The sequence below is a fragment of the Micromonospora sp. NPDC047074 genome (assembly GCF_040643815.1).
In the GTDB taxonomy this organism is placed as follows: domain Bacteria; phylum Actinomycetota; class Actinomycetes; order Mycobacteriales; family Micromonosporaceae; genus Micromonospora.
This window is the reverse complement of the sequence record NZ_JBEYVB010000012.1, coordinates 12,854-27,224: the sequence shown is the minus strand read 5'-3', so window position 1 is coordinate 27,224 and position 14,371 is coordinate 12,854. Positions and strand designations below refer to the sequence as shown.

13 protein-coding genes are annotated in these 14,371 nt (G+C 73.3%); 5 read left to right on the top strand and 8 right to left on the bottom strand.

Annotated elements, in window-relative coordinates:
• Nucleotides 1-73 precede the first annotated feature (73 nt).
• Both ABZ809_RS17235 and ABZ809_RS17230 read left to right on the top strand, forming a co-directional pair.
• Nucleotides 74-244 (top strand): hypothetical protein, encoded by a 171-nt coding sequence (locus ABZ809_RS17235; protein ID WP_357563492.1) that lies wholly within the window; start codon nucleotides 74-76, stop codon nucleotides 242-244.
• A gap of 5 nt (nucleotides 245-249) precedes the next feature.
• Nucleotides 250-918: a DUF3592 domain-containing protein gene (locus ABZ809_RS17230; protein ID WP_357563491.1), complete on the top strand. Its 669-nt coding sequence runs from the start codon at nucleotides 250-252 to the stop codon at nucleotides 916-918.
• A gap of 69 nt (nucleotides 919-987) precedes the next feature.
• Here ABZ809_RS17230 and ABZ809_RS17225 read toward each other — a convergent pair whose 3' ends face one another.
• The 8 genes from ABZ809_RS17225 to ABZ809_RS17190 all read right to left on the bottom strand — a co-directional run bounded on the left by ABZ809_RS17225 (nucleotide 988) and on the right by ABZ809_RS17190 (nucleotide 11,794).
• Nucleotides 988-2,106 (bottom strand): acetate kinase, encoded by a 1,119-nt coding sequence (locus ABZ809_RS17225; RefSeq protein ID WP_357563626.1) that lies wholly within the window; start codon nucleotides 2,104-2,106, stop codon nucleotides 988-990.
• 94 nt (nucleotides 2,107-2,200) lie between these two features.
• Nucleotides 2,201-4,273, bottom strand: coding sequence for a phosphate acetyltransferase (gene pta / locus ABZ809_RS17220; RefSeq protein ID WP_357563490.1), 2,073 nt, complete (start codon nucleotides 4,271-4,273; stop codon nucleotides 2,201-2,203).
• Between the two features lie 128 nt (nucleotides 4,274-4,401).
• Nucleotides 4,402-4,740: a hypothetical protein gene (locus ABZ809_RS17215; protein WP_357563489.1), complete on the bottom strand. Its 339-nt coding sequence runs from the start codon at nucleotides 4,738-4,740 to the stop codon at nucleotides 4,402-4,404.
• 132 nt (nucleotides 4,741-4,872) lie between these two features.
• The gene (locus tag ABZ809_RS17210) at nucleotides 4,873-5,052 is read right to left on the bottom strand and encodes a DUF6104 family protein (RefSeq protein WP_357563488.1); all 180 of its coding nucleotides are present in this window, start codon (nucleotides 5,050-5,052) and stop codon (nucleotides 4,873-4,875) included.
• 177 nt (nucleotides 5,053-5,229) lie between these two features.
• Entirely contained in the window at nucleotides 5,230-8,982 is a 3,753-nt protein-coding gene (locus ABZ809_RS17205) for a multifunctional oxoglutarate decarboxylase/oxoglutarate dehydrogenase thiamine pyrophosphate-binding subunit/dihydrolipoyllysine-residue succinyltransferase subunit (protein ID WP_357563487.1), read from the bottom strand.
• 276 nt (nucleotides 8,983-9,258) lie between these two features.
• The gene (locus ABZ809_RS17200) at nucleotides 9,259-10,071 is read right to left on the bottom strand and encodes an ABC transporter permease (RefSeq protein WP_357563486.1); all 813 of its coding nucleotides are present in this window, start codon (nucleotides 10,069-10,071) and stop codon (nucleotides 9,259-9,261) included.
• A complete protein-coding gene (locus ABZ809_RS17195) occupies nucleotides 10,068-11,003 on the bottom strand; it encodes an ATP-binding cassette domain-containing protein (RefSeq protein ID WP_357563485.1) in 936 nt (311 codons plus the stop codon). The genes ABZ809_RS17200 and ABZ809_RS17195 overlap by 4 nt, the downstream gene beginning before the upstream one ends.
• A 131-nt stretch (nucleotides 11,004-11,134) precedes the next feature.
• Nucleotides 11,135-11,794 carry a hypothetical protein gene (locus tag ABZ809_RS17190; protein WP_357563484.1) on the bottom strand — a complete coding sequence of 220 codons (660 nt, stop codon included), beginning with the start codon at nucleotides 11,792-11,794 and terminating at the stop codon, nucleotides 11,135-11,137.
• 180 nt (nucleotides 11,795-11,974) lie between these two features.
• Between ABZ809_RS17190 and ABZ809_RS17185 the strand changes: the two genes are divergently transcribed.
• The 3 genes from ABZ809_RS17185 to ABZ809_RS17175 all read left to right on the top strand — a co-directional run bounded on the left by ABZ809_RS17185 (nucleotide 11,975) and on the right by ABZ809_RS17175 (nucleotide 14,352).
• Entirely contained in the window at nucleotides 11,975-12,481 is a 507-nt protein-coding gene (locus tag ABZ809_RS17185) for a hypothetical protein (protein ID WP_357563483.1), read from the top strand.
• Nucleotides 12,482-12,622: 141 nt separating this feature from the next.
• A complete protein-coding gene (locus tag ABZ809_RS17180; protein ID WP_357563482.1) occupies nucleotides 12,623-13,459 on the top strand; it encodes a GNAT family N-acyltransferase in 837 nt (278 codons plus the stop codon).
• Nucleotides 13,456-14,352 carry a lysophospholipid acyltransferase family protein gene (locus ABZ809_RS17175; protein ID WP_357563481.1) on the top strand — a complete coding sequence of 299 codons (897 nt, stop codon included), beginning with the start codon at nucleotides 13,456-13,458 and terminating at the stop codon, nucleotides 14,350-14,352. The genes ABZ809_RS17180 and ABZ809_RS17175 overlap by 4 nt, the downstream gene beginning before the upstream one ends.
• The last annotated feature ends 19 nt before the right edge of the window (nucleotides 14,353-14,371 follow it).

Here is a 14,371-nt window from a genome sequence, read left to right as displayed (position 1 = left end):
GGCCGGCTGGACCTGAGGCCGGGGAGCGCGCGGGGGACGGTGGCGCGGAACCCGCTTGACTATGGTCACCGCCATGGTGGAGAAGCACACAGACCCGAGCGGCAACACCGAGGCGTTCCGCGCGTTCGCCAACACCGCCGAGCCGAAGGCGCCGGCCGGCGCGTCCCGGACGCCGCTGCTCGCCGGCGCGGCGGTGGTCGTGGTCGTACTGGTCGCCCTGCTCGCCTGGCTCGCGCTGGGTTGAGCGGCGTGGAGCCGTCCGGCGGCCGGGAGCCGGGCGCGGGAGAGCCGCCCCCGGGAAGCACGGAGGCGGCGGCGGGCCCGGAGCGCGTTCCAGGCCGGTGGCGGCGGCTCCGCTCCCGGCTACGCGGCGTCGACCGGCGCAGCGCCGCCATCGGTCTGGTGCTGCTGCTCGCGGGCCTGACGTACGCGGTGGCCATCGGGGCGTACAAGTGGCACCTGCACGCCAAGGCGGAGCGGCTGCGGGCGGACGGCGTCCCGGTACGGGCCACCGTGACCGACCGGCACAACACCGTGGGGCGCGGCGGCGGCACCGACACCGTCCGGGTCTGGTACGAGTACGGCGGCGTCCAGCACAACGAGCGCATCCTCTGCGGCTCGGCCGGCGGCTGTTCCGAGGAACCCCCGGAGGAGATGATGCTCTGGGTCGATCCGGAGCGGCCGGCGGAGTTCGTGGCCGCCAACGGCAACACCGACGACTCGGTGTTCTTCCTCAACTCCTGGGGCGGCATTCCGTTCGGGCTGCTCGGTGCCGCGGTGGGCGGGGTGTTCGTATTCGCGGCCCTCGTTCCGACGGGGATGTTCGACCGGCCCGCCTCCGCGCCACCCCGGGGCCCGGGGCGCGACCGCGTCCGGCGCACCCGGGCCGCCCGGCGACGCGGGAAGGCCCGCCGCTGAGGCCTACGGTGTCGGCGCGCCGACCTCGACCACCGGTCGCGAGAAGCTTCGCCGGTGCGGCCCGGGCGGTCAGGCGGTGGCCTCGACCACAGCGCGGGTCTGGAGGGCGATCTCGCGCTCCTCGTCGGTGCCGACGACGCAGACCGTGACCTCGGCGCCCGTAGGCGAGATGATCCGGTCACCGGTGCCGGCGTTGCGCTCCGGGTCCACCGCGATGCCGAGCCGGTCCAGGCCGGCCAGGGCGGCGGCGCGGACGGGGGCGGCGTGCTCGCCGACGCCGGCCGTGAAGGTGACCGCGTCCACCCGCCCGAGCAGGGCGTAGTAGGCCCCGACGTAGCCGGTGATCCGCCGGCAGTAGACGTCGAAGGCGAGCGCCGCGGCCGCGTCACCGTCGGCCCGGCGCCTGAGCACCTCGCGCATGTCGTTGGCGCCGGTCAGCCCGAGCAGGCCGCTGCGGTGGTTGAGCAGGTCGTCGATCTCGTCGACCGACAGCCCGCCCTCGCGGCGCAGGTGGAAGATCACCGTCGGGTCGAGGTCGCCGCTGCGGGTCCCCATGACCAGCCCTTCCAGCGGGGACATCCCCATCGAGGTGGCCACGCTCCGGCCGCCGGCCACCGCGCACGCGCTGGCCCCGTTGCCCAGGTGCAGGGTGATCGTGTTCACCTCCGCGTACGGGCGGCCGAGCAGTTCGGCGGTGCGCCGCGACACGTACGCGTGCGAGGTGCCGTGGAAGCCGTACCGCCGGATGCCGTACCGCTCGGCGGTCTCCCGCTCGACCGCGTAGGTCGCGGCGGCCTCGGGCAGCGTGTGGTGGAACGCGGTGTCGAAGACGGCCGCCTGCGGCACCCCCGGCAGGGCCGCCCGGGCGACCTCGATGCCGGTCAGGTTGGCGGGGTTGTGCAGCGGCGCGAGCGGGATCAGGTCGCGGACGGCGGTCAGCACGGCGGCGTCGATCAGCACCGGCTCGCCGAACCGGGTCCCGCCGTGCACCACCCGGTGCCCGACGGCGGCCAGCCCGGTCAGGTCGAGCCCGGCGAGGATGCCCCGGACGGCCGTCTCGTGGTCGGCCGGGCCGCCGCCGGGCTCGCCGACCCGCTCCACGGTGCCCTTGTCGACGACCCGGTCGCCGTCGAAGAGCCGGAACTTCACCGACGACGAACCGCAGTTGAGGACGAGCACCCGGCTCATCGGCGTCTCCTTCGTGGCGCCGGCCCGTCGACCGGTGCCCTCGTGCGGCCCGTCGACCGGACCGTTCATGACAGGTGCCCGTGCACCGGGGCGTTCATGACGGCTCCCCGGCGACCCCGGCCTGGATCGCGGTGATCGCCACGGTGTTGACGATGTCCGGCACGGTGGCGCCCCGGGACAGGTCGTTCACCGGCCGGCGCAGGCCCTGCATCACCGGCCCGACGGCCACCGCCCCGGCGGAACGCTGCACCGCCTTGTACGTGTTGTTGCCGGTGTTCAGGTCCGGGAAGATGAAGACCGTGGCCCGGCCGGCGACCTCGCTGCCGGGGAGCTTCGTCGCCGCGACGGCCGGGTCGATGGCCGCGTCGTACTGGATCGGCCCCTCCACCAGCAGGTCGGGCCGGCGCTCGCGGACCAGCTTGGTGGCCGCCGCGACCTTCTCCACGTCGACGCCCGAGCCCGAGCTGCCGGTGGAGTAGGAGAGCATCGCGACCCGGGGCTCGATGCCGAACCGGGCGGCGGTGTCGGCCGACGAGATGGCGATGTCGGCGAGCTGGGCGGCGTCCGGGTCGGGGTTGACCGCGCAGTCGCCGTACACCAGCACCCGGTCGGCGAGCAGCATGAAGAAGACGCTGGAGGCGACCGAGACGCCCGGCACGTTGCGGATGATCTCGAATGCGGGGCGGATGGTGGCGGCGGTGGTGTGGGTCGCGCCGGAGACCATCCCGTCGGCGTGCCCCGTCTGCACCATCAGCGTGCCGAAGTAGTTGGGCTGGGCGACGATGTCGTGGGCCAGGTCGACGGTGACACCACGGTGGGCGCGCAGCTCGGCGTACGTCGTGGCGAAGTCTTCGCGCCACTCGCTGGTGACCGGGTCGACCACCCGCGCGCCGGTGATGTCGATGCCCAGCTCGCGGGTGCGCCGGGCGATGTCGTCCGGGCGGCCGAGCAGGGTGATGTCGGCGACGCCCCGGCGCAGCAGGATCTCCGTGGCCCGCAGGATCCGTTCCTCCGCCCCCTCCGGCAGCACGAGGTGCCGGCGCCGCGCCCGGGCCCGGTCGATCAGGTCGTACTCGAACATCAGCGGGGTGACCCGTTCGGAGCGGCTGACCCGCAGCCGGCGGGCCAGGTCGTCGGTGTCCACGCAGCGCTCGAACGCGCCGAGCGCGGCCTCCACCTTGCGCGGGTTGGCCGCGCTGGGCCGACCCTCGATCCGGCTGGAGGCGGCGACCGTGTCGTAGCTGTCGCTGGGCACGGAGAGCACCGCGAGCCCGGTGTTCAGCCCCTCGACCAGCCGCATCGCCCGCGGGTCGGGCTGCTCGCCGAGGGTCAGCACCAGCCCGGAGACCGAGACCTGCCCGGCCACGTGCGCGGCGCTCGCCGCCACCAGCAGGTCGGCCCGGTCGCCGGGGGTGATCACCAGGGCGCCCTCGGTGAGGTGGTCCAGCAGCGTCGGCACGTGCGCCGCCCCGACCACGTAGTCGAGCACGTCGCGGCTGAGCGCGTCGTCGTCCCCGGCGAGCAGGGTGGCGCCGAGCGCCGCCGCCACCTCGGCCACCGTCGGCGCCGACACGGTCGGCACCTCCGGGATGGCGTACGTGGGGACGGGCAGCTCGGGCAGCGTCATCGGCCCGGGAACCCGGTTGGCGATCACGGCCAGCACCGTGGCCCCGAGGTCCTCCAGATCGTGGTACGCCCCGCGCGCCGCCGCCGCGATGGCCGCCGGATCCTGCTCGAAGCCGTCGACCACGGGCACCACCACGCTGCCGAACTCGGTGGCCAGCCGGGCGTTGAAGGCCAGCTCGCGGGGGCCGGCACCGTCACCGCCGTCGGCGAAGTCGCTGCCCACCACGACCACGGCGGGGCAGCGCCGCTCGACCTCCCGGTACCGCGCGACGATGCCGGTGATGAGCTCCTCCCGCCGCCCGTCGGCGACCAGCGCGGTCGCCTCGGCGTAGCTGGTGCCGCTCAGGTCGGCCAGCGGCAGCTCGATCCGGTAGCGGTCGCTGAGCAGGGCGAGGATCGGGTCGGGGCCGTGCCCGCCGACCAGCGGCCGGAACGCGCCGATCCGCTCGACCTGCCGGGACAACAGCTCCGCCAGCCCGAGGGCGACGGTCGACTTCCCGCCGCCGGATCCCACGCTGGTCACGTACACGCTCCGGGCCACGCCCCCACCCTAGAAGATCTTCGCGCCACCGGCTCGGGTCCTTCGCCCCCCTTCCGTTGATCATGACGTTGCCATCGCGACACGCCGGGGCGTTCGACGGCAGCGTCATGATCAACGGCGCTGGGCGTCTAGCGGGGATCGGTGGGGGCGGCGGGGTACTGCCGGCGTACCCAGGAGGGCATGTCGGCGAGGGACTTCTGGCCGAAGGCGTCGCAGATCTGGCAGATCTTCGAACCGAAGCAGACGAAGCACCGCCGCCGGTCTCCCCTGTCGTCGAGGAGGTATCCCCGGGCGAGGCACTCGGGGCACCAGCCGAGCCCGTCGCAGTCGAGGCAGAGCACGTGACCGGGTTTGAGGGTGGCCGCGGTGACGACGGGCTCGGGTGGCGCGAAGGGCTTCGGTGCGGCGGGCCCGGCGGCGGTGGGCGACGCCCCTGGCCGGGCGGCGTCACCGGTGGGTGTCCCCATACCGCACCCCGACTCGTCGAGCGGACAGATGAACGTCACTGTAACGCCGGCCTGTCTCCGGCGCGTGACGCTCGCCCCGGGCGGCGGAATGAGCGCTCGCGCGCTCGGCCGGGGCGCGGATGCCGCCGGACGTTACTCGTCGTCGGGGTCGTCGAGGCGGGCGAGCCAGGTGGCGAAGCGTTCGATCGGGGTCTCGAACTCCGGGTTCAGGTCGACGAAGTCGCGCAGCCGCTCGCCGAGCCACTCCATGCTGACCTGCTCGTCACCCCGGCGGTCGACCAGTTCCTCGATGCCACGGTCGGTGAAGTACATGCTGTCCGTTCCCTCGTTCGTCGCTGTGGGTCGCGTGTGTGCAGGGTTTGCGGGCCCCGTCCGGCACCGGCGCGAGCCCGGATCCGCTCGTCGGGGCGGGGGAGAGGCCGGGACGGCGACCGGGGCAGAGCCGTCAGGTGACGGGCTCTGCCCCGGTGCGCTCGGCGGTGCGTCAGGTCACGGGCGGGGCAGGGCCGCCTCGATCAGCGCCGTCTGCTCGACCTCGTGCATCTTGGCGGAGCCGACGGCCGGGGCCGCCGCGGCCGGGCGGGAGATCCGGCGCAGCCGGACGTCCGCCAGGTGCTCCAGCAGGTTGAGCGCGACGAACGACCAGGCGCCCTGGTTGGCCGGCTCCTCCTGCACCCAGGCGAAGTCCTCGGCGTTCGGGTACGCCGCCAGGGCGGCCCGGATCTCCTCGACCGGCATCGGGTAGAGCTGCTCGATCCGGATGATCGCGGTGTCGGTGACGCCGCGCTCCTGCCGGGCCTGGAACAGGTCGTAGTAGACCTTGCCCGAGCAGAGCAGCACCCGCTTCACCTGCTCCGGCGCCGGGTTGCCCGAGTCCGGCAGCACCGGCTGGAAGGTGCCGGTGGTGAAGTCCTCGACCGGGGAGACGCAGAGCTTGTGCCGCAGCAGCGACTTCGGCGTGAAGACCACCAGCGGCTTGCGCTTCGGCGACAGCGCCTGGCGGCGCAGCAGGTGGAAGTAGTTCGCCGGGGTGGTCGGGATGGCCACCCGCATGTTGTCCTCGGCGCACATCTGCAGGAACCGCTCCGGGCGACCGGAGGTGTGGTCCGGGCCCTGGCCCTCGTGGCCGTGCGGCAGCAGCAGGGTGACGGCGGAGCGCTGGCCCCACTTCACCTCGCCGGAGGAGATGAACTCGTCGATCACCGACTGGGCGCCGTTGACGAAGTCGCCGAACTGCGCCTCCCAGGCGACCAGCGCGTTGATGTTCTCCACCGAGTAGCCGTACTCGAAGCCCATCGCCGCGTACTCGCTGAGCAGGGAGTCGTGCACGAAGAACCGGGACCGCTCACCGTCGCCGGTCAGCGACTGCAACGGCAGGTAGTCGTCGCCGGTCTGCGCGTCGACCACGGAGGCGTGCCGCTGGACGAAGGTGCCCCGGCGGGAGTCCTGACCGGCGAGCCGGACGGTGACCCCGTCGTGCAGCAGCGAGCCGAACGCGATGATCTCGCCGAAGCCCCAGTCGATGTTGCCCTCGACGGACATCTTGGCCCGCCGGTCGAGCAGCTGCTGGATCCGCTTGTGCGGGGTGAAGCCCTCCGGCAGGTTGACGTGTGCCTCGCCGATGGCCTTCACGACGGCGGCGTCGGTGGCGGTGGCGACCTGCGGCTCCGGCTCGTCCTCGCGGCGCGGCCGGCTGAGCTGGCGCGGCGTGGTGGCCGCGTCGCGGGTGGCCTTGAAGACCCGCTCCAGCTGGGCCTGGTAGTCGCGCAGCAGCTCCTCCGCGTCCTCCACGGTGATGTCGCCGCGCCCGATCAGCTCCTCGGTGTAGAGCTTCCGGACCGACCGCTTCGAGTCGATGATCTTGTACATCTGCGGGTTGGACATCGAGGGGTCGTCGCCCTCGTTGTGCCCCCGCCGGCGGTAGCAGACCATGTCGATGACGACGTCCTTGTTGAACGCCTGCCGGTACTCGAAGGCCAGCCGGGCGACCCGGACCACGGCCTCGGGGTCGTCGCCGTTGACGTGGAAGATCGGCGCCTGGATCATCCGGGCGACGTCGGTGCTGTAGAGGCTGGAGCGGCTGTACTCGGGGGCGGTGGTGAAGCCGACCTGGTTGTTGACCACCACGTGGACGGTGCCGCCGGTGCGGTAGCCGCGCAGCTGCGAGAGGTTGAGCGTCTCGGCGACCACGCCCTGACCGGCGAACGCCGCGTCACCGTGCACCGCCAGCGGCAGCACGGTGTAGCCCTCCAGCTTGAGGTCGATCCGGTCCTGCTTGGCCCGGACGATGCCCTCCAGCACCGGGTCGACGGCCTCCAGGTGCGACGGGTTCGCCACCACCGAGACCTTGACCGCGTGCTCGCCGTCGGGCGTGCTGAACTTGCCGTTCTGGCCCAGGTGGTACTTCACGTCGCCGGAGCCCTGGGTGGAGCGCGGGTCCAGGTGCCCCTCGAACTCCGAGAAGATCTTCTCGTACGGCTTGCCGACGATGTTGGCCAGCACGTTGAGCCGGCCCCGGTGGGCCATGCCGATGACGACCTCGTCCAGCCCGCCCTCGGCGGAGGCCTCCAGCACCTCGCCGAGCAGCGGGATCAGCGACTCGCCGCCCTCCAGCGAGAAGCGCTTCTGCCCGACGTACTTGGTCTGCAGGAAGGTCTCGAACGCCTCGGCGGCGTTGAGCCGGTTGAGCACGTGCTTCTGCTCGTCGGCCGCCGGCTTCTCGTACTTGCGCTCGATCCGCTCCTGGATCCAGCGCCGCTCCTCCGGGTCCTGGATGTGCATGTACTCGATGCCGACCCGGCGGCAGTACGAGTCGCGCAGCACGCCGAGGATGGTGCGCAGCTTCATCCGCTGCTTGCCGGCGAAGCCGTTGACCGGGAACGAGCGGTCCAGGTCCCACAGGGTCAGCCCGTGCTGGAGCACGTCCAGGTCGGGGTGCTTGCGGATCTTGAACTCGAGCGGGTCGGTGTCGGCCATCAGGTGACCGCGCACGCGGTAGGCGTGGATCAGCTCGTGCACCCGGGCGGTCTTGTTGATCTGGCCCTCGTTGTTGACCGCGACGTCGCGCATCCAGCGCACCGGCTCGTACGGGATGCGCAGCGAGGTGAAGATCTGGTCGTAGAAGCCGTGCTCGCCCAGCAGCAGCTCGTGCATGACCTTGAGGAACTCGCCGGACTGGGCGCCCTGGATGATCCGGTGGTCGTAGGTGCTGGTCAGCGTGATGATCTTGCTGACGGCCAGCTCGGCCAGGGTCTCCTCGGACATGCCCTGGTAGGGCGCCGGGTACTCCATCGCGCCCACGCCGATGATGGCGCTCTGCCCCTGCATGAGGCGCGGCATCGAGTGCACGGTGCCGATGCCGCCGGGGTTGGTCAGCGAGATCGTGGTGCCGGAGTAGTCCTCCATGGTCAGCTCGTTGCGGCGGGCGCGCCGGACCACGTCCTCGTACGCCTGCCAGAACTGCCGGAAGTCCATCTGTTCGCAGCCCTTGATGGAGGGGACCACCAGGTTGCGGCTGCCGTCCGGCTTCGTCAGGTCGATCGCGATGCCCAGGTTGACGTGCTCCGGCCGGACCATGACCGGCTTGCCGTCGGCCTCGGCGAAGGAGTTGTTCATCTCCGGGTGGGCGACCAGCGCCCGTACCATCGCGTACCCGATGAGGTGGGTGAAGCTGACCTTGCCGCCGCGGCCACGGGTGAGGTGGTTGTTGATCACGATGCGGTTGTCGACCAGCAGCTTGGCCGGCACGGCGCGGACGCTGGTGGCCGTCGGCACGGCGAGCGAGGCGTCCATGTTCTGGACGATCTTCGCGGCCACGCCGCGCAGCGGGGTGGTCTGCGGGCCGGTGGCGGTCGGCTTGGTCGCCGCGGGCTTGGCGGGGGCCGCCTTCGTGGGCGCCGGCTTGGCCGGGGCCGCCGCGGCGGCGGGCTTCTCCGGCTTGGCCTCCGGCTTCTTCTCCGCCGGCTTGGCCTCCGCCGGCTTCGCGGCGGCCTGCGGCGCGGCCGGGGCGGTCGCCTCCGGCTTGGCGGCGGGCTGCGGCTTGGTGGCCGGCTCCGGGGCCTGCTCGGCACCGCGCGGCTTACCCGCGCCGGGCCCCGGCCGGTAGTCCGCGAAGAAGTCGTGCCAGGCCGAATCGACGCTGGTGGGGTCGGCGAGGTAGCGCTGATACATCTCCTCGACGATCCACTCGTTCGGGCCGAAACCCGCCAGTGGGTTCTCCTGCGAAGTCTGCTGGGTCGACACGGCCGGTAATCGCCTCTTTCACGCGGGTTTGTGTGGCACGCGGTGTCCGGATGTCGCCCTGCCTGCGAGCGCACACGAGACGGCTCCCAGGCTACGCCGTGCGGATGGCACAGGCATTTCCGCCTCCGTCCCGTGGCCCGTTTCACAGAAGATGCCAGAAGTTCGCCAAACGCTGCGTGTCCGGTCGACTGCTGGTAAGGCCCGGCATGTGGGCGGCAGCCGCCACGACGGGAGCGGGGGTGGTGCGCCGCACCACCCCCGCCCGTCGCCCGTGTCTCAGGAGATGTCGCGCCGCCGGGTGATCAGGACGCCGGCGACCCCGCTCACCACCGCGTAGCCGATCAGCACGAGCGCGCCGACCCACCACGCGGGGGTGAAGTCCGTCTCGCCCTCGCTGACCATCACGGTCGAGGCGACGGCTGGCCAGATCACCTGCCACTTGATCACGGCGTCGCTGTTCAGCAGCTGCGACAGCAGCACGAACAGCAGCCCCACCACCTGCGTGCCGACCAGGTAGAGCACCGCGGCGGTGATCACCGCGCCGAGCTGGTTGGTGACCAGCGTGCCGATGCCCACGCCGAGGACCGTCCAGATCGCGTACGCGAGCAGGTTGAGCAGCAGCGCCCGCTGCACGGCCCACTCGTCGAGCAGGGTGCCGTGGCCGTTGGCCGACAGGAACACCGCCCCGGCGACCAGGTCGATGACCGTGGTCACCAGCCAGAACCCGAAGCCCAGCAGGCTGGCCGCGACGAGCTTGCTGACGATGACCGACGTGCGCCGCGGCGTGGCCAGGAACGTCGTGGTGGCCGTCTGGTGGAAGAACTCGTTGGTCACCATCAGGATGCCGATGAGCATCACGAACATCAGGCCCAGGTACTGCCCGGAGGTGTAGAGGTTCGCGGCCTGCGCCGGCGCGGACGCCTGGTCGCCGCCGAGGCCCAGCTCCTCGGCGTTGCCGTTCAGCGTCTCGTTGGCGACCCACGCGTTGAACGCGAAGGCCAGCACGATCGACAGGAACGCGGCGATGGCCAGCCACCACCACGCGCTGGTGGTGCGGATCTTGAGCAGCTCGGATCGGACGAGGTTCATCGGATGCCCGCCTTCCCGGCCGTCAGCTCCAGGAAGACCCGTTCCAGGTCGGGCCGTTCCGTGGTCAGTTCGTGCAGTTCGACGCCGGCGGCCAGGGCGACCCGGCCCACGGTCGGGGCGTCCACCCCGCCCACCAGCAGGACGCCGTGCTCGTCGACGTCGACGGTGGCCGGCCCCTCCCGGAGCGCGGCGGTCAGGGCGTCGGCCTGCGGGGTGCGGACCCGGACCAGGACGCTCTGCGCCATCGAGCCGATCACCTGCTCGACCGGGCCCTGCCGGACCAACTGCCCGGCGGCGATGATCACCACGTCGTCGGCGAGCAGCTGCATCTCCGACAGCAGGTGGCTGGAGACCAGCACCGTGCGGCCCTCGTGCGCGAGGCCCTTGAGGAACCCGCGCATCCACCGGATGCCCTCCGGGTCGAGACCGTTGGCCGGCTCGTCGAGGATCAGCACGCGGGGGTCGCCGAGCATCGCGGCGGCGATGCCCAGCCGCTGCTTCATGCCGAGCGAGTAGCCCTTGAACTTGCGCTTCGCCGCCGGGGTGAGCCCGACCTGCGCTAGCGCCTCGTCGGCCCGGTTCTTCGGCAGCCCGGCCGCCGCGGAGATCACCCGCAGGTGGTTGATGCCCGTGCGGCCCTTGTGCGCGCTGGACGCCTCCAGCACGGCACCCACGTGCCGCAGCGGGTCGCGCAGGTCGGCGTACCGCAGCCCGCCGATGGTCGCCGTTCCGCTGGTCGGCGTGACCAGGTTCAGCAGCATCCGCAGCGTGGTGGTCTTGCCGGCGCCGTTGGGCCCGAGGAAGCCGGTCACCCGCCCCGGTGCGACGGTGAACGACAGGTCGTTGACAGCCCGGACGTTCTTGTACTGCTTCGTCAGGCCGGACACCACGATCTGACCGTCACCGGTGGGGCTTCTCTGCCCGTCAGTCATTGCTCTCCTTCGTGCGGTGGCGTCGGGGTACGCCGTGACACAGCGTGGCGGGCGTGCGCAAGCAGGTCAATCAGGCGCGCTTCCTAGATCCATCTCCGCCTCAGGCAGGAGGCGGTCATCCCCAGGGACGATTATCCGGCGGCGTCGGGCAGCGCGACCCAGGTCGCGCGAGCCCACGCCAGAAGGGTGCCGTCGGGGGCGTACAGGCTGGTGTGCACGAAGGCCTTGCGGCCCTCGCCGCCGACGGTCGCGCCGGTCACCACGCACTCGTCGCCCGGCTCCGGCAGCGCCGCGACCACCGCCGCCATCCGGCCGAGGACGTACGGCCGGCCGGCCGCGATCACCGACCAGCCGCCGGGGCAGTCCAGTGCGGCCCAGACGGTGGGTGGCGTGACCGGCCCGGGCACGCGGAACGGCGCGGCGGTGCGGCCGTCCGGCAGCCGCCCGGGAAAGATCCGCAACCCGTCGGCGCGGTCCGGGCCGCAGACGTAGCAGCTCGGGAAGGGATGTTCGACCAGGCCGGGGTACGCCGCCGAGGCGGCCCGCGCGGCCGGCAGGTCGACCGGCGGCACCACCGCGCCGGGGTCCTCCGTGGGGCGGACCTGGGCGACGACCGCCCCTGCCGGGTCGCGGACCTCCCCGTCGGCGAAGGTGAGCGGGGTCTCCAGCGGGGGCGGGCGGCGCAGCGTCACCTCGACCGGCCCCGGCCCGGCGGCACCGGCGAAGATCCCGGCGCTCCAGCCACCGTTGCCCGAGCCGGGCGGCCCGTTGAAACGCGACTCGATGATCATCTGACACCTCCGACCGCGACGCCCGGCCCCGTCGCCGGCACGCCCCGGCAGCCTCGCACGCCGCCCGCCCGGCACCGACACGGGCCGTCCACCTCGTCGGCACTCCGCGCCCGGCAGCGAGACGTCGTTCGGGGTGGCTCGCCAGTCGGTGCACACCGGTCCTGTGCCACTGTGGGGGCCGTGCCCAGGACCTACCGGCCGGCCGGCCCGACTCGCGCAGCGGCCCGGCGTCGGCTCCGCTCACTCCTCGGGTGGGAGCTGCTGAACGTTCCCCTCCAGGCGTGGCTGTGGTTCGCAGTGGTGGGCGTGCCGCTGACGGCGGTGAATCTCGCCGGCTTCGGGGCGTTCGCGGCCCTGCTCGTGGTGGGCGCGGCGTACTGGGCGCTCAAGCTGCGACAACTGCGCCGCGACGAGCCGCGGCTGCCCGGCCGGCGGCACTTCGCCACGGCACGCGCGGCCCTGCCGGTCCTGCTGGCCGCCGTGGTCGCCGGCTGCGCCGTGGCCGTCGTACGGGCGCCCGGCACGCAGTCGTACCCGGGGCTGGGCTTCGCCCTCTTCGCCGTGCTCGAGTACGTCAACTACTTCCATGTCCAGCTCATGCACGACAACCGGGCCGACCTGCGGCGCCTGGCCACGGTGGGATTCCGGCGCTCGCATCTCGCCCGGGACCTGCGCGCCACGCGCTGACGTGAGCGGCCCGCCGGTCGGGGGCGACGCCGCCCGCCCCGGCCGGGTCGACGTCGCCCGCCCGACACCGGCACGGGCCGTTCATCTCATCGACACTCCTCGCCCCGCCGGCCGGCAACCCGGGCCGCCTACACAGATCCCATGGCCGTTCTGCACGCCGCTGGCGCATCCCTGACCACCAGCGGATACACCCTGCTGATCGCCGACGACCCGAGTGCGGTCGCGGCCGCGCAACGCCTCCGTCACGAGGTGTTCGCCACCGAACTCGGCGCCACGCTGCGCCCGGGCGCAGCCGGGCTCGACGTCGACGACTTCGACGCGTACTGCGACCACCTGATCGTCCGGCACGAGAGCACCGGCGAGACGGTCGGCACGTACCGGCTGCTTCCGCCGGGCCGCACCGACCGGCGGTACGCGGAGACCGAGTTCCATCTCGCCGCGCTCGACCCGCTGCGCGACGTGCTGGTCGAGGCCGGCCGGTCCTGCGTGCACCCCGACCACCGCTCCGGCGCGGTGATCAACCTCATGTGGGCCGGCATCGTCCGCTACCTGCACCTGCGCGGGTCACGCTGGCTCGGCGGCTGCGCGTCGGTGCCGGTGGCCGACGGGGGCGGGACCGTCGCGCGGGTGTGGGACGAGGTCTCGGCCCGGCACCTGGCCCCGCCGCGGCTGCGCGTACGACCGAGGCGCCCGTGGTTCGCCGAGCCGGTAGGTCCGGCCGGCTCGGCGGGGATCGCCGGGCCGGACGGCACCGCCGGGCCGGGCGGCACCGGGATCGCCGGGTCGGCGGCGGCCGACGGGCTGGCGCGGGCCGCTGTCCCGCCGCTGCTGCGCGGCTACCTGCGGCTCGGGGCGTGGGTCTGCGGTGAGCCGGCCCACGACCCGGACTTCGGGGTGGCCGACTTCTACGTGCTCTTCTCCCTGGACCGGATGAACCCCCGCTACCTGCGGCACTTCCTCGGCGGGGCCGAGCGGTGAGCACCGCCGCCGGTCCGGCCAGCGGGGTGGCCGCACGACACCTCTGGCTGCCCGCGTCGGGGTGCGGGCCGGCCTGTCTCCCGGCGGCCGGTGAGGTGCCGACCGTTCCGCCCGTCCGGCGGGCGGGCCGGATCCTGGCCGTCGTCGGGATGCTGGCGGCGGGGACGGTGCTGGCGGCGCTGCTGCCGGTGCTGCCGGCAGCGGACCGGGCGGCGGCGCTGGGCGGCTGGGCCCGGTGGACGCTGCGCGCGTTCGGCGTACGCCTGGTGGTGCGCGGCCGGCCGCCCCGGCGGCGGGCGCTGCTGGTCGCCAACCACGTCTCCTGGCTGGACGTGCTGGCGCTGCTGGCCGTCGCGCCGGCCCGGATGGTGGCCAAGCGGGAGGTCCGGTCCTGGCCGCTGGTCGGGCTGCTCGCGGCGGCGGCCGGCACCGTCCTGGTCGACCGGGCCCGCCCCCGCGACCTGCCCGCGACGGTGGCCCGGGTCGCCACCGTGCTGCGCGCCGGTCACCCCGTGGCGGTCTTCCCGGAGGGTACGACCTGGTGCGGCTCCGCCGACCCGGCCGGCTGCCGGCCGGGCCGAAGGTTCCGCCCGGCGATGTTCCAGGCGGCGCTCGACGCCGGGGCGCCGGTGGTGCCGCTGCGGATCGGCTACCGGTGCGCCGCGACCGGCGCGCCGACCACGACCGCCGCCTTCGTCGGGGACGACGACCTGCTGCGCTCGGTGGGTCGGGTGCTCGCCGCCAGCGATCTGGAGGTCCGGGTGACGGTCTCCAGCACCCTGCACCCCGCCCCGGGCGCCGACCGGCGGCTGCTCGCCCGCACGGCCGAGTCGGCCGTGCACGTCGGTCTTCCGCCCATCCGGTCGACCCCGCCCGCGCTGCGGGCCACGTGAGCGCGGGGGAGCGAGCACC

Excerpts from the sequence above, each read along its gene's own strand:
- ABZ809_RS17195 (WP_357563485.1), bottom strand. The coding sequence starts at position 11,003 with ATGACTGACGGGCAGAGAAGCCCCACCGGTGACGGTCAGATCGTGGTG.
- ABZ809_RS17210 (WP_357563488.1), bottom strand. The coding sequence starts at position 5,052 with ATGTACTTCACCGACCGTGGCATCGAGGAACTGGTCGACCGCCGGGGT.
- ABZ809_RS17190 (WP_357563484.1), bottom strand. The coding sequence starts at position 11,794 with ATGATCATCGAGTCGCGTTTCAACGGGCCGCCCGGCTCGGGCAACGGT.
- ABZ809_RS17180 (WP_357563482.1), top strand. The coding sequence starts at position 12,623 with ATGGCCGTTCTGCACGCCGCTGGCGCATCCCTGACCACCAGCGGATAC.
- ABZ809_RS17200 (WP_357563486.1), bottom strand. The coding sequence starts at position 10,071 with ATGAACCTCGTCCGATCCGAGCTGCTCAAGATCCGCACCACCAGCGCG.
- ABZ809_RS17235 (WP_357563492.1), top strand. The coding sequence starts at position 74 with ATGGTGGAGAAGCACACAGACCCGAGCGGCAACACCGAGGCGTTCCGC.
- ABZ809_RS17215 (WP_357563489.1), bottom strand. The coding sequence starts at position 4,740 with ATGGGGACACCCACCGGTGACGCCGCCCGGCCAGGGGCGTCGCCCACC.
- ABZ809_RS17225 (WP_357563626.1), bottom strand. The coding sequence starts at position 2,106 with ATGAGCCGGGTGCTCGTCCTCAACTGCGGTTCGTCGTCGGTGAAGTTC.